This window comes from Vibrio sp. 10N.261.51.A3, from assembly GCF_041471965.1.
Lineage (GTDB): Bacteria > Pseudomonadota > Gammaproteobacteria > Enterobacterales > Vibrionaceae > Vibrio > Vibrio crassostreae_C.
Window position 1 is genome coordinate 14,751 of record NZ_JBFRPK010000061.1, and the last position, 25,247, is coordinate 39,997.

Annotated in this window: 23 protein-coding genes; 20 read left to right on the forward strand and 3 right to left on the reverse strand. The window is 42.5% G+C overall.

What is annotated here, in order from left to right:
* Positions 1-39: 39 nt before the first annotated feature.
* The gene (pspF, locus tag AB4371_RS15640; protein ID WP_017060309.1) at positions 40-1,062 is read right to left on the reverse strand and encodes a phage shock protein operon transcriptional activator; all 1,023 of its coding nucleotides are present in this window, start codon (positions 1,060-1,062) and stop codon (positions 40-42) included.
* A 273-nt stretch (positions 1,063-1,335) separates the two neighbouring features.
* Here pspF and pspA point away from each other — a divergent pair, with 273 nt between their 5' ends.
* From pspA to AB4371_RS15675, 7 genes are all read left to right on the forward strand, one after another.
* Positions 1,336-2,007, forward strand: a complete 672-nt coding sequence (pspA, locus tag AB4371_RS15645) for a phage shock protein PspA (RefSeq protein ID WP_010440091.1) — start codon at positions 1,336-1,338, stop codon at positions 2,005-2,007.
* 14 nt (positions 2,008-2,021) lie between these two features.
* The gene (gene pspB, locus AB4371_RS15650; protein WP_372150296.1) at positions 2,022-2,255 is read left to right on the forward strand and encodes an envelope stress response membrane protein PspB; all 234 of its coding nucleotides are present in this window, start codon (positions 2,022-2,024) and stop codon (positions 2,253-2,255) included.
* The gene (pspC, locus tag AB4371_RS15655) at positions 2,248-2,634 is read left to right on the forward strand and encodes an envelope stress response membrane protein PspC (RefSeq protein WP_017065334.1); all 387 of its coding nucleotides are present in this window, start codon (positions 2,248-2,250) and stop codon (positions 2,632-2,634) included. Before pspB ends, pspC begins: the two co-directional genes overlap by 8 nt.
* A gap of 158 nt (positions 2,635-2,792) precedes the next feature.
* Positions 2,793-3,827 (forward strand): efflux RND transporter periplasmic adaptor subunit, encoded by a 1,035-nt coding sequence (locus AB4371_RS15660; protein ID WP_372150297.1) that lies wholly within the window; start codon positions 2,793-2,795, stop codon positions 3,825-3,827.
* A gap of 1 nt (position 3,828) precedes the next feature.
* The gene (locus AB4371_RS15665; RefSeq protein WP_372150298.1) at positions 3,829-4,914 is read left to right on the forward strand and encodes an efflux RND transporter periplasmic adaptor subunit; all 1,086 of its coding nucleotides are present in this window, start codon (positions 3,829-3,831) and stop codon (positions 4,912-4,914) included.
* Positions 4,907-8,017: an efflux RND transporter permease subunit gene (locus AB4371_RS15670; RefSeq protein WP_372150299.1), complete on the forward strand. Its 3,111-nt coding sequence runs from the start codon at positions 4,907-4,909 to the stop codon at positions 8,015-8,017. Before AB4371_RS15665 ends, AB4371_RS15670 begins: the two co-directional genes overlap by 8 nt.
* A gap of 76 nt (positions 8,018-8,093) precedes the next feature.
* Positions 8,094-8,660, forward strand: a complete 567-nt coding sequence (locus AB4371_RS15675) for a DNA-3-methyladenine glycosylase I (protein WP_017065337.1) — start codon at positions 8,094-8,096, stop codon at positions 8,658-8,660.
* Positions 8,661-8,904: 244 nt separating this feature from the next.
* Here the strand turns inward: AB4371_RS15675 and AB4371_RS15680 are convergent, their stop codons facing one another.
* Positions 8,905-10,089 (reverse strand): cystathionine beta-lyase, encoded by a 1,185-nt coding sequence (locus tag AB4371_RS15680; protein WP_017065338.1) that lies wholly within the window; start codon positions 10,087-10,089, stop codon positions 8,905-8,907.
* Positions 10,090-10,277: 188 nt separating this feature from the next.
* On the reverse strand, positions 10,278-11,732 hold the full coding sequence (gene cls / locus AB4371_RS15685; protein WP_372150300.1) for a cardiolipin synthase: 1,455 nt from the start codon (positions 11,730-11,732) through the stop codon (positions 10,278-10,280).
* A gap of 366 nt (positions 11,733-12,098) precedes the next feature.
* Between cls and AB4371_RS15690 the strand changes: the two genes are divergently transcribed.
* The 13 genes from AB4371_RS15690 (at position 12,099) to AB4371_RS15750 (ending at position 25,213) form a co-directional block, all read left to right on the forward strand.
* On the forward strand, positions 12,099-13,532 hold the full coding sequence (locus AB4371_RS15690; RefSeq protein WP_050543975.1) for a sodium-dependent transporter: 1,434 nt from the start codon (positions 12,099-12,101) through the stop codon (positions 13,530-13,532).
* A gap of 166 nt (positions 13,533-13,698) precedes the next feature.
* Positions 13,699-15,315: a methyl-accepting chemotaxis protein gene (locus AB4371_RS15695; RefSeq protein ID WP_372150301.1), complete on the forward strand. Its 1,617-nt coding sequence runs from the start codon at positions 13,699-13,701 to the stop codon at positions 15,313-15,315.
* Positions 15,316-15,492: 177 nt separating this feature from the next.
* Positions 15,493-16,191, forward strand: coding sequence for a TIGR01621 family pseudouridine synthase (locus tag AB4371_RS15700; RefSeq protein WP_371725002.1), 699 nt, complete (start codon positions 15,493-15,495; stop codon positions 16,189-16,191).
* 8 nt (positions 16,192-16,199) lie between these two features.
* Positions 16,200-17,141 (forward strand): class I SAM-dependent methyltransferase, encoded by a 942-nt coding sequence (locus AB4371_RS15705; protein WP_371725003.1) that lies wholly within the window; start codon positions 16,200-16,202, stop codon positions 17,139-17,141.
* Between the two features lie 443 nt (positions 17,142-17,584).
* The gene (locus tag AB4371_RS15710; RefSeq protein WP_017065344.1) at positions 17,585-17,785 is read left to right on the forward strand and encodes a Flp family type IVb pilin; all 201 of its coding nucleotides are present in this window, start codon (positions 17,585-17,587) and stop codon (positions 17,783-17,785) included.
* A 3-nt stretch (positions 17,786-17,788) separates the two neighbouring features.
* On the forward strand, positions 17,789-18,226 hold the full coding sequence (locus AB4371_RS15715; protein ID WP_017065345.1) for a prepilin peptidase: 438 nt from the start codon (positions 17,789-17,791) through the stop codon (positions 18,224-18,226).
* Positions 18,227-18,236: 10 nt separating this feature from the next.
* The gene (cpaB, locus tag AB4371_RS15720) at positions 18,237-19,028 is read left to right on the forward strand and encodes a Flp pilus assembly protein CpaB (protein WP_372150302.1); all 792 of its coding nucleotides are present in this window, start codon (positions 18,237-18,239) and stop codon (positions 19,026-19,028) included.
* A gap of 46 nt (positions 19,029-19,074) precedes the next feature.
* Complete coding sequence (locus tag AB4371_RS15725) at positions 19,075-20,373, forward strand: type II and III secretion system protein family protein (protein WP_372150303.1); 1,299 nt, start codon at positions 19,075-19,077, stop codon at positions 20,371-20,373.
* Entirely contained in the window at positions 20,370-20,876 is a 507-nt protein-coding gene (locus AB4371_RS15730; RefSeq protein WP_017065348.1) for a hypothetical protein, read from the forward strand. The genes AB4371_RS15725 and AB4371_RS15730 overlap by 4 nt, the downstream gene beginning before the upstream one ends.
* Positions 20,877-20,887: 11 nt before the next feature.
* Entirely contained in the window at positions 20,888-22,123 is a 1,236-nt protein-coding gene (locus AB4371_RS15735; protein WP_372150304.1) for a CpaE family protein, read from the forward strand.
* Positions 22,123-23,403 (forward strand): CpaF family protein, encoded by a 1,281-nt coding sequence (locus tag AB4371_RS15740; protein WP_017065350.1) that lies wholly within the window; start codon positions 22,123-22,125, stop codon positions 23,401-23,403. Before AB4371_RS15735 ends, AB4371_RS15740 begins: the two co-directional genes overlap by 1 nt.
* The gene (locus tag AB4371_RS15745; protein WP_017065351.1) at positions 23,400-24,326 is read left to right on the forward strand and encodes a type II secretion system F family protein; all 927 of its coding nucleotides are present in this window, start codon (positions 23,400-23,402) and stop codon (positions 24,324-24,326) included. Before AB4371_RS15740 ends, AB4371_RS15745 begins: the two co-directional genes overlap by 4 nt.
* Positions 24,326-25,213 (forward strand): type II secretion system F family protein, encoded by an 888-nt coding sequence (locus AB4371_RS15750; RefSeq protein ID WP_372150305.1) that lies wholly within the window; start codon positions 24,326-24,328, stop codon positions 25,211-25,213. The genes AB4371_RS15745 and AB4371_RS15750 overlap by 1 nt, the downstream gene beginning before the upstream one ends.
* Positions 25,214-25,247 lie beyond the last annotated feature (34 nt).

The window sequence follows — 25,247 nt, forward strand, 5'->3', positions numbered from 1 at the left end:
TTATTTATTCGGCTCCAAATAATAATCAAGCGTGGACAGCTATTTATCGTTAGCTTGTCCGACAATCGCGTACTTCCTCACCATTCCACGTAATTGGTTGTAGGTTAACCCAAGTAATTCTGCGGCTTGTTTCTGGTTATATTTGCTCTGTTTGAGGGCTTGGTTGAGTAGCTTGATGTCTTGTTGTTCTTGCCATGCTTTGTAATCAAGCGGCAAAGAAAACAAGCTCTCTGATGAAGTATGGCTGTTAGACGGCTCATTGCCAGTTTCCGGAGAGGAATCTTGCTCTGTTTTCCATGCGGGTTTAAATGGGTTAAACACCAAATATTCAATAGGATATGGATCTTTTCCGTGCTGATAGATAGCTCGCTCAATGACGTTTTTGAGTTCTCGTACATTCCCTGGCCAAGAATAATCCAAAAGCGATTCAACGGCAGAGGGGGCAAAGCCAACAAACAACTCCAATTCCAATTCACGACACATCTTAATGGCGTAATATTCTGCCAGTAGCATGATGTCTTCTTTTCGCTCACGCAAAGGAGGGATAGTAATGACGTCAAACGCCAGTCTATCTAATAGGTCTGCTCGGAATTCGCCCTTTAATGCCATGTCTGGTAAGTCGGCATTGGTTGCACACACCAGTCTGACATTGGCACTTAGCGCCTTTTGCCCACCGACACGTTCATATTGCCCGTATTCAATAACGCGCAGTAGTTTCTCTTGAACCGCAAGGGGAGTGGTCGCCAGCTCATCCAGAAACAGCGTTCCGCCTTCTGCTCTTTCAAAACGACCTTGATGACGCCCTTTCGAACCCGTAAAGGATCCCGATTCATGACCAAACAGTTCTGAATCAATCAAACCTTCACTTAAGGTTGAGCAGTTCAATGAGATCAAAGGTTGATCCCAACGTCTTGAAAGGTAATGCAGTCTTTGTGCGATCAACTCTTTACCTGTGCCACGTTCGCCAATGATCAGAATGGGTCTTTCTATTGGTGCGAGTTGGGAAACTTTATCTAACACAGAGAGAAAGCTAGGTGATTCACCAATGAGGTTCTGCTGCATAGCGGGTCCTTGTATGAATTAATCGCTGGAGAGGTCATGTAAGAGCCATAGTGGTGAAAAATACCAATACTTGGCTAAATTCATCATAGCATGGTTCGACTTAATCACCATTTTATTGTAAGTAACTGATAATAAATGGCTTAAAAGTTGGCACGCTACTTGGATTATTTATGGTAGGTTTAACAACAAACGTAAATTTTTGAGCAAGTGGATTGATAAAGTCGCACAACGATTTGAAACGCATTTGCCATCATTGTAATTAAGGAGTTCCTCATGGGTATTTTTTCTCGCTTTGCAGACATTGTAAATTCAAACATCAGTGCACTATTAGATAAGGCTGAAGATCCAGAAAAGATGATTCGTCTTATTATCCAAGAAATGGAAGACACCTTAGTTGAAGTTCGTACCAACTCAGCAAAAGCAATTGCTGACAAGAAAGAGCTAGCGCGTAAAGTAGAAGCTATCGAAACACAGATTCTAGATTGGCAAAATAAAGCGACACTTGCCCTGACCAAACAACGCGAAGATTTGGCGAGAGCGGCGCTAATCGAAAAGCAAAAACTGGAAGACATCATCAAGAGCCTTCACACCGAACAAACCTTGGTTCATGAAACCATCGAAAAATTGACGAGTGAAATTGGTAAACTTGAAACAAAGATCGCAGAAACTCGTGCAAAGCAACAAGCATTAATGATTCGTAACAATGCGGCAAGCAACCGTCGTGATGTTCAAAAACACCTGCACTCAAGCAAAACCAACGAAGCAATGGCGAAGTTTGAGCAATTCTCGCGTAAAGTGGATGAATTAGAAGCTGAAGCGGACGTTTACGCTAAGACTGGCAACGCAAAATCTTTAGACCAAGAGTTTGCCGAGCTACAAGCTCAAGATGAAATCGAAAAAGAGCTAGCGAAACTGAAGCAACAAGTTGAAAACCGCGATAAATAATCTAGGAGTTGTCTATGTCAACATTTCTAATTGCAGGTCCACTGATTGTCTTTTTAATCTTCGTGGCACCGCTATGGTTATTCTTACATTACCGCAGCAAGAAGAAATCCAGCAATGGTCTTTCTGAAACGGAGCTTCAACGTCTGCATAAGCTTTCTGCGCAAGCGGAATCTATGCAAGATCGTGTGAAGACACTAGAAAAAATACTGGATGCGGAGTCGCCTAACTGGAGACGCAACTATGAGTAGAGAACTGTATCGAGACACGATTAACGGCAAATTGTCTGGTGTGTGTGCGGGGTTAGCGAACTACTTTGGCCTTGAAGTTTGGCTGGTTCGCATCTTAGTTATCTCTGCAGCACTGCTTGGGGGGAGTTTTCTGGTCTTGTTAGCGTATTTAGCTTTGACATTTATGCTTGAAAAACAACCACCTCAGTATGTCGACCAAATGAAGGCGAAACAAGAGCATACGCTGAAGCAAAAGCCTTGGGAAAAAGGGCAAACTGCAGAGTCGCTATTGAACACTTTAGAGGGTGATTTCCAGAAGTTAGAGACCAGTGTCCGCAACATGGAAGCTTATGTCACCTCAGACACGTTTAAAGTGAATCGTGAATTTAAGAACATGTAGTGGTAAAACCTAAAAAGGATTAGATAACGGTTTAGGAAAATTTATTCCAAGCCGTTATTTTTTTTAATAATTTTCTCTAAATAAATCTTCCGCTGACTGGTAAGTTACATGTGATTAATCTATGTTATAAAAATATTTATAGATATGGATGATCACCAATGTATAGAGCCTCCCTTGTCCTATTGACAGCCTTAGCTGGGTTGTCTGGGTGTGGTAAGGAGCTTCCTCCCGTGCCTGAACCTGAGTCCAGACCCGCCAAACTCTTCACTGTCTCCGTCGGTAATAATGCCTTTGAGCGTAATTTCCCTGCTACCACAGAAGCTGGTGACAGAGCGGTACTCGCATTCCGTGTTCCTGGGTTATTGCAGAGCATCGATGTGACCGCTGGGCAGCACGTGTCTAAAGGCGACGAGCTTGCTAAGTTAAATCCCGATGAATATCAACTACTCGAGAAGCAAGCAAAAGCGAATTTTCAGCTAGCCGATGTTCAATATCAACGTGCGATCAAACTTCGTAAAGATCGTGTGGTATCAGAGCAAGATTTCGACCAAGCGAAAGCGAACCACAATTCAGCTCGCGCGGTGCTTAATCAAGCTAACGCGAATCTTCGCTACACCACTTTGGTTGCGCCGTATGACGGAACCATTTCCATCATTCCTGCTGAAAACCATGAATACATTGCGGCTAAACAAGGCGTGATGAATATTCAAACCAATCAAATTCTTAAAGTCGTCTTCTTATTACCCGACCAACTTATTACGCGCTTTTCATCAGGGTTCGAGATGGATGCAACCATGGTTTTTGATGCGTTTCCTGAAAACTCTTACGCTTTAACCTTCCAAGAAGTTGATACTGAAGCGGATCCCAAAACCGGGTCGTACAAAGTCACCATGGTAATGGAAAGACCAACCGATGTTGGTATTTTGCCGGGTATGTCAGGCACAGTTCATTTAGTTTCAGCGTTAGCAGCCGCCACAAAAATTCCCACATCAGCAATGATGACTGATGGCGATGATGTCTCTGTGTGGCGCGTGAATAGCGACGGTATTGTTGAAAATGTCGCAATCATCATCGATGAAAAGCGCCATATTGTTTCAGGGTTGAACGATGGTGATCGCATCGTAACTTCTGGTGTTAATGGTCTTGAACCGGGCGTTAAAGTTCGAGAGTGGATCAAGGAAAGGGGGCTATAACATGAAAACACTTAAAGTGGCCGCTGGACTGTCGTGTTTGGCTTTACTTACGGCTTGTGAAGATAAACAAGTTGTAGAAGTGAATAACACGCCCTTGGTTAAAGCTATCGAGATTTCAGTCATCGATTTTAGCGACAAACTCTATTTCCCTGCGGTAGCAAACGCTGCTGAGAAGGCTCACCTCAGTTTCCGAGTTGCGGGTGAAATCTTCAAGCTAGATGTGAAGGAAGGTGAACGAGTTGCCAAAGGGGACATCATTGCCGAGCTTGACCCAACCGATTATCAATTGGATGTGGACAATGCTCAAGCTCGTTACACGGTAATCAATAGTCAATACCGACGTTCGAGTCCGCTAGTGAAGAAAGGCTTATTGGCTAAGTCGCAATTCGATGAAATTGCCGCTCAACGCCAGATTGCTTATGCCGAGTTGGAACTGGCGAAACTGCGCTTATCGTTCACTATGCTTCGTGCGCCTGTTGATGGGATTATTTCTCGAGTCAGTGTCGACCAATATGAAAATATTCAGGTAGGCCAACAGATTGTGAACATTCACAGTGTTGAGGATGTTGAGGTTGTTATCCAACTGCCTGACCAGATTTACGTGAATCAGCCTAGCGAACAGCTGTTATCGAATGTTGAGGCTGTGGTAAGAGTGCCCAGTGGCAATGAATACACAGCGGCTATTAAGGAGTTCACCACTGAACCTGACCCAAGCACGGGCACGTTCACGGTGACGCTTGCTCTACCTATGCCGGAAGATGATTTGATTCTGGATGGTATGGCCGTTGAGGTGACGTCAAATGGGCGAGATATAGGCTTGGAGTTAAAAGCTGGGGTACTTATCCCAATCGAAGCTGTGTTTAATGCGGATGGCGATGATTTAACGCGTCAGAACTCTTATGTATGGGTGCTTAACGACGACAAGACAGTCTCGAAACAACAAGTCGTGTTAGGAAAAGCAAACCAGGAAACATTGCAGGTAGTGAAAGGATTGGAAATGGGGCAGCATGTCGTTGTTGCAGGCGTATCGCGATTGCGAGATGGGATGACAGTGGAAGTATTGTCTCAGGAGACGAACAATGAGTGAAGTAAATAACAAGCCCCAGAATGACGCTCAGCAGGGGGATGACCAGATCACGGGTGTAGCGGCTTACTTTATTCGCAATAAAGTCATCAGTTGGATGCTCTCGTTGATCTTCCTGATTGGTGGCGTTTCTGCCTTCTTTGGTTTGGGGCGTCTAGAAGACCCGGCCTTTACCATCAAAGATGCCATGGTTGTCACCTCTTACCCAGGTGCGACACCTCAGCAAGTAGAAGAGGAAGTAACCTATCCATTAGAGAAAGCGATTCAACAGCTTACCTATGTCGACGAAGTGAACTCTATTTCAAGCCGTGGCCTGTCTCAGGTAACGGTAACGATGAAGAATAACTATGGTCCGGACGATCTTCCGCAAATTTGGGATGAACTTCGCCGAAAAGTGAATGATCTTAAGGTTGAACTGCCACCTGGGGTCAATGATCCTCAAGTCATTGATGACTTCGGTGACGTTTACGGGATCTTGCTTGCGGTGACGGGTGATGGTTATAGCTACAAAGAGCTGCTGGATTACATTGATTATCTAAGGCGAGAGCTGGAGTTGGTTGATGGGGTCAGTAAGGTCTCTGTTTCTGGTCAACAACAAGAGCAAGTATTCATTGAGATATCGATGAAGCGGATAAGCTCCTTAGGTCTGTCTCCAAGCACGGTATTTAATCTTTTATCGACTCAAAATATTGTATCAAGTGCGGGTGCGGTAAGAATTGGCGACGAATACATTCGAATTCATCCAACGGGTGAGTTCCAGAATGTTGAGCAGCTTGGCGATTTAATTCTGACAGAAGGTGGTGCTCAAGGTCTCATCTATTTAAAAGATGTGGCGAATGTAACTCGTGGTTATGTTGAAGTGCCAAGTAACATCATTGGCTATAACGGCAAGCTCGCACTTAACCTTGGTGTCTCTTTTGCGCAAGGCGTGAACGTAGTAGCGGTTGGTGAAGCGTTTGATCGAAGATTGGCCGAGCTAAAGTATCAACAACCCGTCGGCATCGACATCTCCGAGGTTTATAACCAACCTAAAGAGGTAGACAAGTCGGTAAGCGGATTTGTGGTGAGTTTAGGGCAGGCGGTTGCGATCGTAATCGTGGTGTTACTGTTCTTCATGGGACTAAGATCGGGCCTATTGATTGGTTTGATACTGCTATTGACCGTATTCGGTACATTCATTTTCATGCAGTACTTCAAGATCGACCTACAACGTATTTCACTGGGCGCGTTGGTTATCGCCTTGGGGATGCTGGTGGATAATGCCATTGTGGTGGTGGAAGGGATATTGATCGGCACGCAGAAGGGGCGAACCCGGATGCAGGCCGCCACCGATATCGTAACCCAAACCAAATGGCCGCTGCTTGGTGCGACGGTTATTGCGGTGACTGCGTTTGCTCCAATTGGTTTATCTGAAGACTCAACAGGCGAATACTGTGGCACCTTGTTCACGGTGCTACTGATCTCCTTGATGCTGAGTTGGTTTACTGCCATCTCGCTCACGCCGTTCTTTGCCGACATGTTCTTTAAAGGTCAGAAGGTCGATCCAGATAACGAAGGTAAGGACCCATACAACGGGATGGTTTTTGTTATCTACAAAAACTTCCTTGAGTTCTGTATGAAGCGTGCTTGGTTAACCATGTTTGTTCTGATTATTGGTTTAGGCGCGAGTGTGTACGGTTTTGGTTTCGTTAAGCAAGCCTTCTTCCCGTCTTCAACCACACCTATGTTCCAAGTGGATGTGTGGATGCCAGAAGGTACCGATATTCGAGCGACCAATACCAAGCTTAAAGTGCTTGAGAGTTGGCTAGCTGAGCAGGACGAAGTTGAACATATCACGACAACCGCGGGTAAAGGCCTGCAACGTTTCATGCTGACTTATGCGCCAGAGAAAAGTTATAGCGCTTACGGCGAGATAACGGTTCGTGTGAAAAGTTATGAAGTACTTGAAGGGCTAATGAAACGCTTCCGTGAACATGTAAATGGTCAGTTCCCAGAGATTGACTACAAGCTTAAACAGATCGAATTAGGTCCTGGTGGCGGTGCGAAAATTGAAGCGCGAATTGTGGGTTCTGATCCAACGGTTTTACGTTCAATCGCTGCACAAGTGATGGACATCATGCGTGCTGATGAAGGCGCATTTAACGTTCGTCACGATTGGCGTGAAAGAACTAAGGTATTAGAGCCTCAGTTCAATGAAAGCCAAGCGCGTCGTTATGGTATTACTAAATCTGACGTTGATGATTTCCTAGCAATGTCTTTCTCTGGTAAGTCGATTGGTGTGTATCGTGATGGTACAACGTTAATGCCGATTGTGGCTCGTTTGCCTGAAGACGAGCGTGTCGATATTCGTAACATCGAAGGCATGAAGATCTGGAGCCCAGCATTAAGTGAGTACATCCCACTTCAACAAGTAACGTTAGGTTACGAGCTAGAATGGGAAGATCCACTGATCATCCGTAAGAACCGTAAGCGTATGCTAACGGTAATGGCGGATCCTGATCTATTGGGTGAAGAGACGGCCTCAACTCTACAGAAACGCTTACAACCACAGATTGAAGCGATTGAGATGCCTCCGGGTTACTCATTGGAATGGGGGGGTGAATATGAGTCGTCAGCAGATGCACAGGCGTCACTGTTCACAACCATGCCTCTGGGTTACTTGTTCATGTTCTTAATCACTGTGTTCTTGTTTAACTCGGTGAAAGAGCCTCTGATCGTTTGGTTAACGGTTCCATTGGCGTTGATAGGGGTGACGACAGGCTTGCTAGCCTTGAATACACCATTCGGCTTTATGGCGCTGTTGGGCTTCTTGAGTCTATCTGGGATGCTTCTGAAGAACGGTATCGTACTACTTGATCAAATTGAGATTGAGATGAAATCTGGTAAAGATCCGTATGTAGCGGTTGTTGATGCGGCTCTGAGTCGTGTTCGCCCGGTATGTATGGCGGCGATTACCACCATTCTAGGTATGATCCCTCTACTACCGGATATCTTCTTCAAACCAATGGCAGTAACCATCATGTTTGGTTTAGGCTTTGCGACTGTACTCACGCTAATCGTAGTGCCTGTGCTGTATCGTTTGTTCCATAAAATTGAAGTGGCTTAACGTCAACTGACCTTTGAAATAATGCCCCTAATTGGGGCATTATTTTTATGTATGATTACTAAAAGAGACCATCGAAATGGAAGCTAATACAGTGGATAGAACGTGTGCATGGGCGCTTAAACATGAGCTTGAAAGGGAGTACCACGATGCAGAGTGGGGCGTGCCTGTTTATGATGACCAAGTTCTGTTTGAGTTCATTACTTTAGAAGGTGCTCAAGCAGGTCTGAGTTGGATTACGATCCTTAAAAAGCGTGAAGGCTATCGTGCCGCGTTCGATAATTACGATCTAAACAAGCTAGCTGAGCTGAATGAAGACAACGTGCCGCACATCATTGAAAACTTCGATGTGGTTAAACACAGGGGTAAGATTGCTTCGGTATACAACAATGCACGAGCAACGCTTGAATTACAGAAAGAGTTCGGCTCTCTTTCTAATGCCTTATGGCAATTTGTTGATAATGAAGTGATCGTGAATCAATGGACTGAGATGTCTCAAGTTCCCGCTTCTACCGAGCAATCTAAAGCGATGAGTAAGTTTTTGAAGAAGAGAGGCTTTAAGTTTGTAGGAGAAACAATCTGTTACGCATTTATGCAAGCAACAGGTATGGTCAATGATCATTTAGTCGGTTGCCCACACAAATAAAGTGTTATTTATTTCAGCGGAACAATCACTTAGAAATTGAAAAATTCATAGCCATTTTTTCATCGCTCTGAGATCTTTAAGTAGATGTGCTTTAAGGTTCAATATTGGCTTTGAAAGCTTCTGGACTATGAGCGGTTTGTATTATGAGCTGAAGTATCTGAATATGAGTATTTTGAGTTATGCTTTAAACAGAAAAAGGCAGGAATATCCTGCCTTTTTTGCATATTAGACCTATCGTCTCAGATTAAATCAGAGCGCTATAACGTTCTAATCCCGCCTCTAGATCAGCAATCAGGTCATCAACATCTTCTAACCCAATATGAACACGTATCAAGGTACCTTCGAAATTAGGATTGGCAACAGTTCTCAAGCTGTCAAAACTGCTTGGTTCGTTAGCTAGAATCAAACTTTCAAATCCACCCCAAGAGTAACCCATACTAAAATGTGTCATTCCATCAAGTAACGCTGTCGTCGCTTTGATATTAGAGTTGTTTAGTACAAAAGAGAACAAGCCATTACCGCCAGTAAAATCTCGTTTGAAGAATTCATGGCCTGGGCAAGACTCAAGAGCAGGGTGACGAACGTGGTTAACTTCAGGACGAGTCTCTAACCATTTTGCGACCTTCAAGCTGCTTTCTGCGTGTTGGCGTAGACGCACATCAAGAGTACGAATGCCGCGAAGCCCTAAATAAGCATCATCAGGTGAGACACATTGCCCCATCAAGTAACTTTGCTCTCTTAGTTGATCCCAGCATTTCTCATTGGCGACTGCCGTACCTAGCATCACATCAGAGTGACCCACGATGTATTTGGTCGCTGCTTGAATCGAGATATCAACACCAAAATCAAACGGTGAGAAGTTCACGCCAGCCGCCCAAGTATTGTCTAGCATAACGATGATGTCATGTTCATGAGCGATACGCGCTAGTGTTGGAATATCCTGCACTTCCATGGTGACAGAGCCTGGAGACTCAGTAAACAGCACCTTAGTGTTTGGCTTGATAAGGTCTTGGATACCTTCACCAATCGTTGGCTCGTAGTAAGTTGTCTCTACCCCCATCTTTTTCATGATGGTGTCACAGAAATCACGAGTAGGTTCGTAGCAGGTGTCAACCATTAAAATATGATCACCTGTTTCTACAAAAGAGAGAATGGCATTAGAAATGGCGGCCGTACCACACGGGTACAGTGCACAACCCGCGCCGCCTTCTACTTCAACCATCGCATCTTGGAAGGCAAAATGAGTGTTGGTTCCACGACGTCCGTAAAAAAGGGTCTTGTTAGCGCGGTTAATCGTAGCTTTACGCTTCTCTTCTACTGAGTTAAATACGACAGTTGAAGCGCGTTGTACTGGTGGGTTAACAACACCATTGGTCCACTTCTTATCACGACCGGCAGTGATAAGTTTAGTGGTTTTGTTCTCGGACATGCTGTGAATTCCTTATCAATCGGTTATGTCCTATTTAAAACATGCGAGTAGCCATCAAAGCAAGAGGGAAGAGAGAGTTTTTAACGTTTTCTTTTGCTTTTTAACTTTTCCTCGATTTGTGATGAAAAGTTAAAAAGCGATCGCAAAGATACTATTCGTTGCCAATGGTGGTCGGCGAGCGAGGAGTATTAGAGCAACGGGTTGAATAAATAGAACAGTCTCTCAAAGAAGCGGTTACGTAAATTTCTCTGTTCCCACTGCTCTAATTCCACGGGATGAGATGATTCAATATAGGATTGCTGTAAATCAAACAATTGCTTGGTGAAGTGTACGTCGTCAACGGCAAGGGTTACTTCAAAGTTGAGCCACAAACTGCGCATGTCGATATTGACGGTTCCGATCAAGCAAAACTCTTCATCGATCACTACCGATTTGGTATGAAGAAGGCCACCGTAAAATTCATAGATCTTTACGCCAGCTTCAAGCAACTCGGTATAAAACGCACGAGAAGCCCATTTAACCATTAGTGAATCGTTATTGTGTGGAATGATCAGTTCTACAGTTACGCCGCGTTGAGCTGTCATCTTAAGTGTTTCGAGTAAGTCAGCACTTGGCACAAAATAAGGTGTAGTAATACGTACAGAATGATTCGCTTGATTGATGGCGATGGTCAGTACTTGTAAGATCAAATATTCCGGCATGCCAGGGCCAGACGGCACGACTTGAACCGGATGATGTGTCATGATTTCTTCAACTGGGCATTCAGGTATATCAGGGAGAATGCGTTCACCAGTCTCAACTTCCCAATCCCAGCCGTGAATAGCTGATAACACATTAACGGTTGGCCCAGTCACTCTGACCATTACATCAATCCATTGACCAACGCCTGAGTTTTGTTTGAAGTGAGCCGGGTCAACCATGTTCATTGAACCCGTATAGGCGATAGTCTCGTCAATCACAATGATTTTGCGGTGTTGTCTTAAATCTAGGCGACGTAAAAAAATACGCCATGGGCTCACCTCCAATGCTTGTACAACCTGTACACCCGAGTCTTTCATCATTGCGAGCCAATGGCTTTTGAAAAAGCGTGGGCTACCTGCTGAATCGAGCAAAACTTTAACATCTACGCCACGTTTTGCAGCGCGAATCAGCGCAGAGGCAACCGAATCGGTCAGGCCACCTGGATGCCAAATATAGAAAACCATCTTGATATTGGTTTGTGCATTTTCTATATCTTCGATAATTGCGTGTAGGATCTCGTTTGGTGAAGATTGCAGCGATAGAGTGTTTCCACTGAGTGCAGGGATGCCCATTCGATTGTTACAAAGCTCGTCAATCTTATGGATAGGGGAGCCGACTTTCCCTGGTTGGTGAAGTTGGCAATCATTCAATTGACGGAACCAGTCGCCGAAAGGGGTAAACATACGATGAGCGCGTTCAGCCCTTTTTCTGCCTAGGTTTAGCTCACCAAAAAGGAAGTAACAAGCTACACCAACAATCGGGATAATGTAGATAACCATTAGCCAAGCAAGAGAAACGCTGACAGAGCGTCGTTTTAGTACAACACGAAACGTCACACCGGCTACGAGAACCCAGTACAAAACAACAGAGGCCAAAGTTAAAAAATGATAAAGCTTATCCACATTGAATACTCGAAAAAAGAGACACTTAGATAGTAATGCTATTTAACGGATATGGGAATTTAAGGAATCAACTATTTACAAAATAGAGCAAAAGATGTAAACAGGTTAAAGTTGTTAAGTTTTGGTTAACTTAAGAAGAAAACGATTGTTTTGTATGAAAAGTCGGCATTTAACCATAAAAATTTACATCTTTAACGAAATTTGTACGGTATGCACTTCCAATTTTATTCTTAAACTGGTTTACTTGCTAGACAACGAGCGTCAATCAAATCTTTTAGGTGTGTAAATTTATTTATACACCTTCCTTTTAAAGACGCCACCCAAAGCAAAACACAACATCACATAACACAAAAGTTTGGAGTACACGTGGCTACTAGTAATACAACCACAACACCCCGCGATACCTGGGGTTCGAAGTTAGGATTCGTAATGGCTGCAGCAGGTTCTGCTGTTGGCTTAGGTAACATTTGGAAATTCCCATACACAGCAGGCGAAAGTGGCGGTGGTGCATTCGTTGCCATTTACCTGTTTTTTGTAATTTTTATTGGTTTCAGTGTCATGCTGACTGAATTTGCGATTGGCCGTCATACGCAAAAATCAGCAGTAGGTGCATTTAAAACAACTGACCGTCGTTGGACGTTCGCTGGCGTTATCGGCGTTTTCAGTGGTCTACTTATCATGGGTTTCTACCCAGTAGTAGGCGGTTGGTCAATCGCATACATCGGTAAAATTGCAGGTGGTCTTCTAGACGCACCAGAAGCAATTGGTGATAGCTTTGGTGGCTTTATCTCAAACCCAGTTCAACCACTAATGTGGATGGGCTTATACCTACTACTTAACGTTGTTATCGTTATGAAAGGTATCTCTGGTGGTATTGAGAAAGCAGGTAAGATCCTGATGCCGCTTCTTTTCATTATCCTTATTGTAGTATCAATCAAAGGCATTATGCTTCCGGGCGCGATGGCTGGTCTTGAGTTCCTATTCAGTCCTGACTTCTCTAAAGTAGACAGCAATGTAATCCTAGCCGCTCTAGGTCAAGCATTCTTCTCTCTAAGTCTTGGTATGGGTTGTATGATGACATACGGTTCTTACCTTAAGAAGAAAGAGAACCTAGTTCAGACAACAGCAATGGTAACCGCAATGGATACTGGTGTTGCTATTCTAGCTGGTGTTGCAATGTTCCCTGCAATGTTCGCGTTCGGTATGGAACCTGCAGCGGGCCCTGGTTTAGTATTCGTTGTTGTTCCTCAGCTATTCGCTGAAATGGGCGGCGTAATCGGTCTTCTATTTGCTCTTATGTTCTTCGTTGGTTTGAGTGTTGCGGCACTAACATCTTCAGTATCTCTACTTGAAGTTGTGGTTTCTTACCTAATCGATGAGAAAGGCATGAAGCGTGTAACAGCGGTACTGTCTGCAAGTGTTGTAATGGCGATTCTATGTATCTTCGCTTCTCTATCACTTGGCGGCTTCGGTCCAACACTGTTTGATACTGGCGCGTTCGACATTTTCGACCTACTAACGGATAAGATTTTCCTAGCGGTTGGCGGTATGTTGGTATGTATCTTCGCTGGTTGGAGACTAAACCGTGCAGACCTAGAGAAAGAAATCACTAACGACGGTGAAGTCTCTTTCCCACTATTTGGTCTATGGTACACACTAGTTAAGTACATCATCCCTGTAGCTATCGCAATCGTTGCGTTCATGGGTATCTCTTCTGGCTTCGATAGCGGTAAAGGTGCAATCATGCTACTAGGTATTGGTATCATTGCCGGTTTTGCGCTGATTTCTAAGAAGTTCTAATCGCAAGATAAAGTAATTTGATAAACGGGAGCTCATTAGCTCCCGTTTTTTTATGTCTGGAACTTAATTATCTAAGAAAAATAACCATTAAAGGTATCCGTCTGATAGCCGATATAAATGGAACGAATAGCTGTTAGAGCTATATTTTGATTTAGGTAGGTGTTGTTTGAAATTGTCAGTGAGAAAGAAACTGTATGCCGGTTTTGGCTCTATATTGGCGGTGCTTGTCACGTTAGTCGGTATTGTATGGATGGAAGTTATTGGCGCTCATAAGAGCGCCGATGAGATTAGATTAGATGATGTACCGGGTACCGTTACCTACCTTGTTTTGATCGATGAAGCTGGAGATGTCTATCGAGATGCTCTGGGTGCAATCACTCTGGTCGATAATGCACTCAATGATTATCGAACCAACAAGAACGAATTTGCTCAAGCTATCGAGCAGGCTAAGTGTTTGGAGAGTAGAGGTTCGGAAGACCACCGCCGTATTCAGCGAATTGAAGACCTGATGGGGCGTTTCACTCAAGAGTTTGAATCAAAGCTTGTGCCGAAGATCAATGATGAAGCTGCGCTACTAGCCAATATTCAACAGCTACGATCTTTGTATGAGAGCAATCTTATCCCTATTGAGAACTTACTGGATCAAGCGTCAGCAAGTGAGCGCGCAGATACAGAACAGTCACTACTGACACTAACCGACACGTTTACTACCATCGAGCGCACCATCATGGTGTTGTCTGCTATTGCGATTGTCTTTGGTTGTGTGATTGCGTATCTATTGTCTAGCTCTATTACCAATCGTCTTACTCGTGTAGAACAAGTAGCACGACGTGTAGCAAATGGTGACCTAACGGCAGGCGACATTATTGATGATTCTGGTGATGAATTGGCTGAACTGGCTAAGTCGATTAACCAGATGCAGAAATCACTAGTAGACCTATTAGGTTCAATCTCGTCTGTGACTCACCAAGTCCAATCGGTGACAGGGGAGCTCTCTTCTATTAGCCAAGACATCGTTACTGGTGCATCAGCTCAAGCAGACAAAGCTAACTTGATTGCAACGGCTGCTGAAGAGCTAAGCTTGACCATTTCTGAAGTGGCGCAGCAAGGTACTTCAACTTATGAAGAAGCACGTCGCTCAGAAACCTCTGCAGAAGATGGCCGCAACGTGATTGTTGAGATGGTGGCGAGTATTCAACAAGTGTCGACTCAAATGAGCGATATGTCGTTGCAAATGAATACTCTAGGTTCTCACGGTGAGCAGATTGGTAGCGTTATCAAGGTAATCGAAGACATTGCTGAGCAAACTAACCTGTTAGCTCTTAACGCTGCAATTGAAGCGGCACGTGCAGGCGAGTTTGGTCGTGGTTTTGCTGTGGTAGCCGATGAAGTGCGAGCGCTAGCAGAAAGAACAACCAAAGCGACACGAGAAGTCTCGGGCATCATTCAATCGATTCAATCGGGCACTCAAGAAGCGGTGACTTACACTCAAGATAACTGTCGTTTAGTTGAGATTGGTGTTGAGCAAAGCTCAGGTGCTGTTTCGGCTCTAGAAGCGATTGTGAACGGTGCGGGCAATGTACAAAGCATGGTTAACTCTATTGCGACTGCGGCAGAAGAACAGACGGCTGTGACCAAAGAAATTGCAGCGGACATTACCGCGATTAGCGATATCTCTGAGCAATCTCTGCAGCTAGCAACTCGTAGCTCCGAAAATACATCAGGCTTGAACGCTAAGGTTGCTGAGCTAGAAGCATTAGTTGGTAAGTTTAAACTGGCGTAAAGCGGTAGCTTGGTTCTATTTACCTATTGGTAATCGAGTAAAGACCACGCACTGATCGCTAGTTGCTGAAAAGAAGCCCAACGATTCAATATTTATTGAGTGAGTTGGGCTTTTTCGTAGCTGGAATCTGGGTTCAGACGCGGTATACTCCACGTTCTACAATGGAGCTAGCCTTTAATGTTCGATATTCTTCTGAACCACTCTGATTTTTTACTTATCAATAAGCACCCTGGAGTCAGCGTCCACAAAGACGATGGCGATACCATGTTGCTTCAAGAAGTTGCTAAGGCAATTAATGAGCCTAAGCTGTATCTCGTTCATCGACTAGATAAAATGACTTCGGGCATTCTGCTGCTGGCAAAAAATGCGTCGGCGGCGAGCGAGCTTTCACAGCTATTTGCAAAGCGTGAAGTAGAGAAATACTACCTTGCGATCGGTTCTAAGAAGCCAAAGAAAAAGCAAGGTTTGATCTCAGGAGACATGGAGCGTTCACGACGCTCAAGTTGGAAACTTCTGACATCCAAAGAGAGCCCTGCGATTACTCAATTTTTATCAGCAACGGCTGAACCCGGTGAGCGTTTGCTTTTATGTAAACCCTATACGGGGCGAACTCACCAGATCCGTGTCGCGATGAAGTCGATTGGCTCAGCCATTGTTGGTGACCCTATTTATAATCCATCGAGTGAGGCTGACAGAGGTTATCTGCATGCTTTCGCGATTCGATTTATCTATCAATCACAAGCCTACGAATATGTCTGCGATCCAAGAAGCCTAAACTCCTTGGGTGAGAAGTGGCATCAAGAAACCGTGTCGAACGGTTTGGACAGTTGGCTTGAACCTTGGTCATTAACTTGGCCAAAGCTAAACACTAAGTGAGTGAAATAATGGAAGCATCAGCTTTACCTCTGTTTTTTAGTCATATTGAACAGCAACTTAATGAAGTACCAAACGAACTACGCCGTATTTTCCACGGGCGTGGTAAGTTTTGGCCTGGTCTAGAGCAATTGACATGTGACTGGGTTGATGGACAGCTATTGGTTAACGTGTTTAAAGAAGTAGACGACGAATTCTTGTCATCTCTAAAAGCTGGATTGGTTCAACTCACCAACAAAGATATCTGGCAATCAAAGCAGGGCACAAGCATTGTTCTGCAACACCGTTATGCTGATGGCGCGCCTTCAGAGGTTCTATGGGGCGAGTTGAATGATTCTCCGGTTGTGGTTGAGCATGGTCTTAAGTACCAATTAGACATTGGCCGTAATCAGAACTTCGGTTTGTTCCTAGACATGCGTAATGGTCGTCAGTGGGTACAAGATAATGCTCAGGATAAGAACGTTCTTAACCTGTTCGCATACACTTGTGGTTTCTCTGTCGCGGCTATCGCTGGTGGTGCTCGTCAATGTATGAACGTGGACATGTCTCGTGGCTCGTTGAATAAAGGCCGCGATAACCACCGTCTGAATGATCACGATATGCGCTCGGTTAACTTCCTTGGCTACGATATTTTTAAGTCGTGGGGAAAAATCAAGAAGGGCGGCCCTTACGAGCTAGTGATCATCGATCCGCCTTCGTTCCAAAAAGGCAGCTTTGCTTTAACTAAAGATTACAAAAAGATCTTACGTCGTTTGCCTGAACTTCTAACTGAAGGCGGTGAAGTGATTGCGTGTGTGAACTCACCAGCAGTCTCACCAAACTTCCTGATTGAGACGATGGCAGAAGAAGCGCCAAGCGTTGAGTTTATTGAACGCCTAGACAACCCGCCTGAGTTTGTCGATGTCGACCTTGATTCAAGCCTAAAGGTGTTGAGATTTCAAAAACTTAATTGATATATCTTGATTCGATAGTGAAAAATAAGCCCCACCCTAAATTTAGGGTGGGGCTTATTTTTCTTCGAAGCAAAAGTTTAGAGTTATCACCCTACTTGATTTTATTTTAGAGCTCACATGTTGTTTTTTTTGTGATTAACATCACGTACTTGCAATAATTAAAGCTTGGTTGAATCTTAACCATATACACCTGGTTTATGTGTGCTTGGTAACTTATTGTGCGTATTTTTAACTTTTTCTGATTGTAAATTAACCCCTATTTACTTAAGTGTTATTAATTTAACGGTTTTATTTGATGTTGGTTCATTTTAAATACTTATTTTTCGACAATTATAAATGGTTAGTAATTTGTCTGTAATCATATAAATGAGTAATATCTTGTTAACCTTCTTTACGGGGTGAAATTCCGTATGAAAACAATCAAACCACATGGAAAATTAATTATGCTTACAAAACTATTCGTTAACACCAAAATCGTGCTAGAAAACTACAAAAATAACGAGCAAGGTGTTACAGCTATTGAATATGGTCTAATTGCTGCGGCTATTGCAATCGTTGTTGGTACTGCTGTTACTCCAATTGGAACTCAATTAGGGGTAGTATTTGGTAAAATTTTTACTGCTCTAGGTGGTACAGCCTCTTAAATTATGGTCTTAGAATACGGGTGGCTAGTTATCTTAGCCACCATTTCTCTAATTATAATGTATAAAGACGTTAAAAATAGAACGATTTCAAACCTGGAATGTATTCTTGTATTGATAGTGGTCTTCCCTTTTTTTTTGTTGTATGGGGAATCCATCTCATTACTTTACGCTTTAAGCATTGTTGTTATTGGTGTGGTTCTCAACCAATTGTCTATCCTTGGTGCTGGTGATACAAAGTTATTAGCAGTTTACTCATTCGCCATCAGACCTGATTATTTATGGCCGATATTGTTCTTAATAGTATGTATCGGTGGCTTATTATCAGTGGTGTATTACGTATATGGGCGATTAACCAATATAGAAGAAACAAAGCAAAGAGGAGTTCCTTATGGCGTTCCTATTTGTATTGGCAGTTATTTAGGTGTGCTAGCCTCGTTATAAGGTCAACAAAGTGAAAAAAAACATCATTCTTGGTATGGCAGTCATCGCTATATTATTTGGCTTATATGGTTTGGCTGGTAGCTTATCGAAACAAGATCATGAGTCGACAACGATCAAAGAAAAAGAAGAAGTGACTGTCCAGGTATGGACACTTTTAGAAAATGTAACAAAAGGTCAACATGTTGAGCGTAGCCAACTAAAGCTACAACGTATTCCTGAAAACGAAGCAAACACAAAAGGTGTCGTAAGCGACATTGATTTAGACTTTGTTCCGGGCTCTGTTTATCGACAAAATATTATCGAAAATTCAGTGGTATTCCCTGAACTAATAATTAATCCTGAGCAAGATGGTTACGTAGAATTGGTTATTGCACCAAATCGCGTTCCATATGCAATTAAAACGGAAGTCGAATCAGTAGTTGGTGGAATCATAATGCAAGGCACTTTGGTCGATATACTCTCTATTTCGACGCCAGATACTTTATTAGTGGAAACATCAAGTAACCGTAAGAACTCGGTGTCTGTGACTCCTATAGTTATGGGAGTTAAAGTCCTTCAAGTCAATAAGCAGCTTATTGAAGCAAGCAGAACCTTACCTGAATCGACTGAAATCCGATTGATTGTTGAACTGACTCGCAACCAAGTCGCCAAATTAACAATTGCCAAACATATTTCGTCATTGGAAGTTCATAAATCGATTGGTGAATACCAAAAATCAGACTTGCAGGCAGATGCAGGGGATGTTTTACCGGGCTTTAAATCGATCGTTGAGTTTAGAGCAAATCAAATCGTTGTAAATTAAAGCTTAGGTTACTATGCGTTTAACATATTTTAAATGGCTACTTTGTATGTTTGCCAGCACTCTATCATGCTCAGGATTTGCTCAATCCATCACAAATTTATCTAAAGGTGGGATGCAAACTATTACGGTTCTAGCTGATATCCAATCAGTTTTTATTTCTGACCCTGAAATTGCGGATTATCAAGTAATAGATGAACGTAAAGTGGTTGTCTTCGGAAAAAAACTTGGGCGAGCATCGTTAGCTATTTATGGTGAAGAGGGTAAAACATTGGTTTCTCGGAAGATCTGGGTTAACCCGAGTCTCGACCATATTCAACAACAAATACAAATATTGCACCCAAATGCGCAAGTCATCGCAGCAAATATTGGGGAACAAGTTGTTTTATCCGGAGTTGTTGCAACCGAAAACGAGCGCGACAAAATTAATGAGTTAGTTGGTACTCTTTTGGAAAAATCAAAAGAAGAGTACAAGCTAGAGTGGGACCTCGGTGATGACGAAACTCAAGAAATACTATTTATGAAACGCAACTATTTCGAAGGGGTTGTAAACAACATCGAAGTTTCGACGGTAAAACAAGTAAATGTGAAGCTGTCAATTGCAGAGGTATCACATTCATTTCTTGAAGAATTTGGTGTGAGCTATGGAAGTGAAGGTGCCGGGGCTGGTGTTTTTGTCGACAAGCTGACGAGCTTTAGTGCTTCTGACATTGTCTCTGTAATCACTGCGATTGGTAACGATACGGTAGGTCAAATCCTAGCTGAACCAAACCTTTCGGTTATTTCTGGTGAAACTGCGAGCTTTTTAGTTGGTGGTGAGCTTCCCGTTGTTACTGTTGTCGATGGCACAACCAATGTTGAATACAAAGAATTTGGTATTCGTTTAGAGTTGGCAGCCAAAGTTCACGATGACGATAAAATCACGTTGGCCCTAATGCCGGAAGTCAGTTCATTGGACACTCAATACAGTAATGAAACGTACGACCTGCCAGCACTAAAAACACGTCGAGCTAGAACAACAGTACAACTTGGTGATGGGAAAAGCTTCGTTTTAGGTGGCCTACTGAGTACCGAAGACAAAGAGTCATTGAGCAAGGTCCCATTCGTAAGCGAAATCCCTGTGTTGGGGGCCTTATTTAGAAATACGGGAACTGAGCGAAGTAAAACAGAATTGGTAATCGTCGCAACTGTGAATTTAGTGAAGCCAATCGAACCTAACCAAATACAACTGCCTACGATGAGAAAGACAACAACTTTGGAGCGTTTTTTCGTTATCGAAAATCAATATGAGCAAGCGAGCTCGATTTGGACTCAGGAAGTGTTGGCTTCAGGAGGATTCCAAAAATGATTATTAAAATGCATTTAAAGGCTCTATTTGTCGGTGTACTTGTTGTCGTTTCGAGTGGGTGTGCAGAAAAGGTCCAAGAAAGGCGCGGTCAGTCGATTGAAGTCATACCCGTTGAACATACATACTCGTTTATCATAAAGAAAACAGGTCAAACAAAAGTAGAAGTATTTGAAATTATTGATGAAAATCTTGATGTGCTGATTGAGAAAGGTAGCCAATTAGTCTGGCGCACACAGCAAGGAAAGCAACTAGCAGACCTTGCGGCTGAGTATATGAGAAGTAAAGGAGTCAACAGTAAGCTGATTTCCTTAGAAGGAACTGATACGCCTAACGAACGCCTATTTGATTTAACATTACGCTACACCCAATACAAAACTGTAACGAAGGTTTGTACCTATGAATCGATAGGTCGCTTTGGATATGGAGAAACCGGATGTTATGCTGATAATGCAAGATGGCAGTCCATGGTTAACCCTGAAAAAATGCTAAATAGTGTGCGATAGACGGTGATGACATGTTTGATCTTGTAGATATTTTAAAAACAAAAGTAGAAGAAAAAGTCGTGGTGCAAGAACAGATAACGTCTGTATTGTTCCACCAAACACAAGAATGTATTGATCTTGTTGAAGAAGCTTTTCGTTTTGAAGGAATTGTTCCTCCGTCAATGCTTAATAATTCAGATGAAAACATCAAACAACACGTACGTGAAGTTAATGTCGAAATTGCTATCGTAGAGTTGAATGTGACTGAAAGCGTCACTGAAGATATGAAGCGAATCAGTCATTTATTACCGAATAGTGCGTCAGTTATTGTCGTTGGTAGTGAAGATGCCATTTCGACTATACGTAACCTAAAAGAGATGGGATTTTATTACGTATTTTGGCCTATCTCTAAGACTGAATTAATCGATTTTGTTCGAAATGTTGATAATAATAGAAAGAAGAATAGCGGTTTAGGTAAGGACAGGACTGCAAAAAAAGTTGCGGTTTGGGGAACAAAGGGTGGTGTAGGAGCCACAATGTTAACGGCTGAAATAGCTTATGAACTCAGTGCGAAAAAGAAAAGTACCTGCCTTATTGTGGATCATGACTTCCGAGGTGGAAACCTTGATATTTTCCTTGGTGAAAAGCAGTTTCAGAAAAAGTCTGTCGCTCCAGGCGCGCTCACTACTGATTTAGACGTGAGTTATGCTAGTAGCATGCTTAAAAAAGTTAATAGCATGCTAGCTGTTTTAGCTGTTGAGTCAGAAGACTTAAATGAACTTGAGCTCAAAGAATATGCTCGTGCTATGTCCAAACATTTGGCTGGGCAATATAACTTTATTTTAGAGGATTTATCGCGTTCTTCTAATACTAAAACTGACCTAAAGTATATCGCTGAAAATAATGACATTATTACATTGGTTTTAGAACCGACTATATCAAGTGTCCGAGAAACAAAGCGTGTATTAGCTTCATTGGAATACCTAAACTCAAGAGCTCGATGTATCGTTGTTGTTAATTATACGATGGTGGAAAAATCGGCAACAATTTCCTTAGATGAAATCAAACAGTTCTTAGGTCGAAATGTTGATGTGGTTTGTCCCAACGAGATTCAAGTTGGCAAGATGGTTTTAGAAGGTAAACATATTTATCAACTGGGTCTTCCTATTAGTCAAAGCTTAAATCGATTAACGTCAATGCTTCTAGGCGAGAACGCTAGTAATACTGATGCCTCGCTGCTGAAAAAGCTCTTTAAGAGGTTTAAATAATGGATCAAGCTAAATCTAACTACATAGCTATCCGTAACCAAATATTTGAAGCTCTAGACGCTGAAGCTGTCCATTCATTGTCGAAGGAGGCTCTAAGCAAGCAGTTGACTAGCGCGGTTGAAATGCTAATTGAAACTCACAGCTTTTCTGTTGCGACTGTTGTCAAGAATGAATATGTTCGAAGTCTGGTTGATGAATTACACGGTCTAGGCCCACTGCAAAAGCTGATGGATGATGACTCTATTAGTGACATCATGATTAATGGCTACAACAATGTGTTTATCGAAAGAAACGGCATTGTTGAAAAAGCACCTGTAAGTTTTATTGACGAGGCTCAGCTTCTACAAATAGCAAAGCGCATTGCTAGTCGAATTGGTCGCCGTGTCGATGATTCATCACCGACTTGCGATGCACGCTTGCCGGATGGTAGCCGCGTTAATATTGTTACACCTCCCATCGCGATTGATGGTACATCCGTCTCTATCCGTAAGTTCAAAAAACAGAGTATAGACCTAGGGCAGTTAGTGGATTTTGGGGCGATGAGTCCTGAGATGGCGAAAGTGCTTATGATTGCTTCTCGTTGTAGGTTGAATATATTAATTTCAGGCGGTACAGGCTCGGGGAAGACGACGATGCTAAACGCGTTATCTCAATATATTTCTGAGAAGGAGCGGATTGTTACCATAGAAGATGCAGCTGAACTGAGGCTTCTTCAACCCCATGTCGTTCGATTGGAAACTCGAACAGCAGGTATTGAAGGTACCGGTGCAATTACACAACGAGATCTCGTTATTAACTCACTTCGTATGAGGCCGGACCGAATAATCATGGGTGAGTGTCGTGGTGGAGAAGCATTTGAAATGCTTCAAGCTATGAATACCGGCCACGATGGTTCCATGTCTACTTTACACGCGAATACACCTAGAGACGCGATTGCTCGAGTAGAGGCTATGATCATGATGGCTACAAGTAGCCTTCCATTGGAAGCAATACGCAGAACTATTGTAAGCGCAGTCGATCTTGTCATACAGATTAGCCGCCTCCACGACGGTAGCCGGAAAGTGATGAGCATTACGGAAGTGGTTGGTATTGAAGGTTCGAATGTAGTGCTAGAGGAAATATTTAAATTTCAGCCGATGATTCAAAGTGAATCAGGCAAGGTCTCTGGTCGGTATGTTACCGCCGGTATGATGCAACGTTCCGTTCTGGTCGAGAAGGCAAAATTTTTTGGTTTAGAAGAGCAGCTTAATAGTGCATTTAGGGTTGGAGAGCCAGCGTGATTTATTGGTTAGCTTTGATATTTGGCGGAGCTGTAATGCTTATAGCGTTTTGGCCATCCACAAAAAAAGAACGTCACCAGTATTTAATGGAAGCTAATAAAACGCTCTATATAGAATCTATTGACGAATCTCAGCAAGCTGTAAATTTGAATGCTCTATCAAGTCAAACTTTGGTTCAAAAATGCAAAAGTAAGTTTGATAATGTAGTTCGTCAGCTTGGTCAATACGCCATGATAAAACTATTAGGGTACTTAGGTTTTCTTATTGTTTTTAGCAGTGTACTTAATCAGAAAATGATTAAAGTGGATGGTCAAATAGTAACACTTTCATTGGTTATTATTGGTCTATTCATAGGTTATCAATGGTTGCAGAATCGCGAACAAAGACGTTTTGAAGAAGCATTCCCCGATGCTTTGAGTATGCTGGCAAGTGCAGTAAGCTCCGGAGAGAGTATTACTCATGCGATTATTTACGTAGGTAAAACCCTAGAAGGTGAAGTGGGGAAAGAATTTAAGAAAATGGGGGAGCGCTTACAGGTAGGAGAATCGGTAGACTCTGTATTTAGAAAGTCGATTCAACGCTTCCCTTATCCTGCTTTTTACTTTTTTGTTATTACTCTTAGAGCAAATATGCAGAGGGGTGGACAGTTAAAACAAGTTATTAATAGGTTGAATCGCTTAATGTTTGATTCTAGATCTATTGAAAAGAAAAAGATGGCGATGACTTCAGAAGCTCGAATGTCTGCGAAAATTGTTTCGGCTATACCTATAGGCTTTATGTTTTTCATGCAATTTATCAGCCCGCAAAATTTTGACTTTGTAATGAATGACCCTGCGGGCAAGCCGATTCTTTATTATGTTCTGGCTAGTGAGTTTATTGGTTTGCTCATTGTTTGGTCCCTAATGAAAAGTGTAGAAAAGTAATGCAAACGCAAACGTTAATTTTTGTCTTTCTTGTTCTGCTATTCGCGTGTTTATCCTATCTATTTTTTAAGGTATACACCGAGATAGGTCGGCGAAGAATGCTTAATAAATTTTCACTTTTCGATGAACCTAAAGCCGAGGTGAGGAAAGGAGAAGGTTTAGATAATCTGTTTGATAACCTGTCATCGACTTTAACATCGTCAAAAGATGATATTGATAAAAAGTTAGATGACGCGGGGATTTATAATTCTAATATCTCGCAGTATTACATGCTAACCAAGTATGTTGTGGCCTTTTTAGGATGCATTATTATTTACATATTGCTATCTAGGTTTGAATTTATACTTAACCAAATTATTGCAATGCTGGCCATTTGGTTTGTTTTGTGTGTCATTGCACCTGACAGTTACTTAGCGGTAAGGCAAAAAGCATTAAGACGAAAAATATCGAATCAATTACCATATCTTCTGGATCTGATGGCTATTTGTATCCAAACAGGAATGACTTTGGAGTCAGCTATGAGTTATTTGTCGCATGAGATGGAAGGGTTTGACAAGGATTTATCCTATCAACTAAATAAAATCAATGAACGTACTAAAATAGTAACTTTGGATATAGCGCTAGATGAGTTTTATAATCGGATACCCACTCCTGAGGTAAGAAGCTTTATTATGACTCTAAAACAAAGCCTAAAGTATGGGTCTTCAATCTTTGATGTGCTTACGACTCTCGCTTCAGATATAAGAGAAGTTAACATGTTAGGAGTCGAAGAGAAAATCGGTAAACTAGCAGCAAAAATGTCTATTCCACTAATCCTATTTATTATGATGCCGATCGTTATTCTGATTACGGCTCCGGGGATAATGAGAGTTATGGCCAATGTATAAAATAGTAATAGTGATAATTTTATCTTATTTTGTT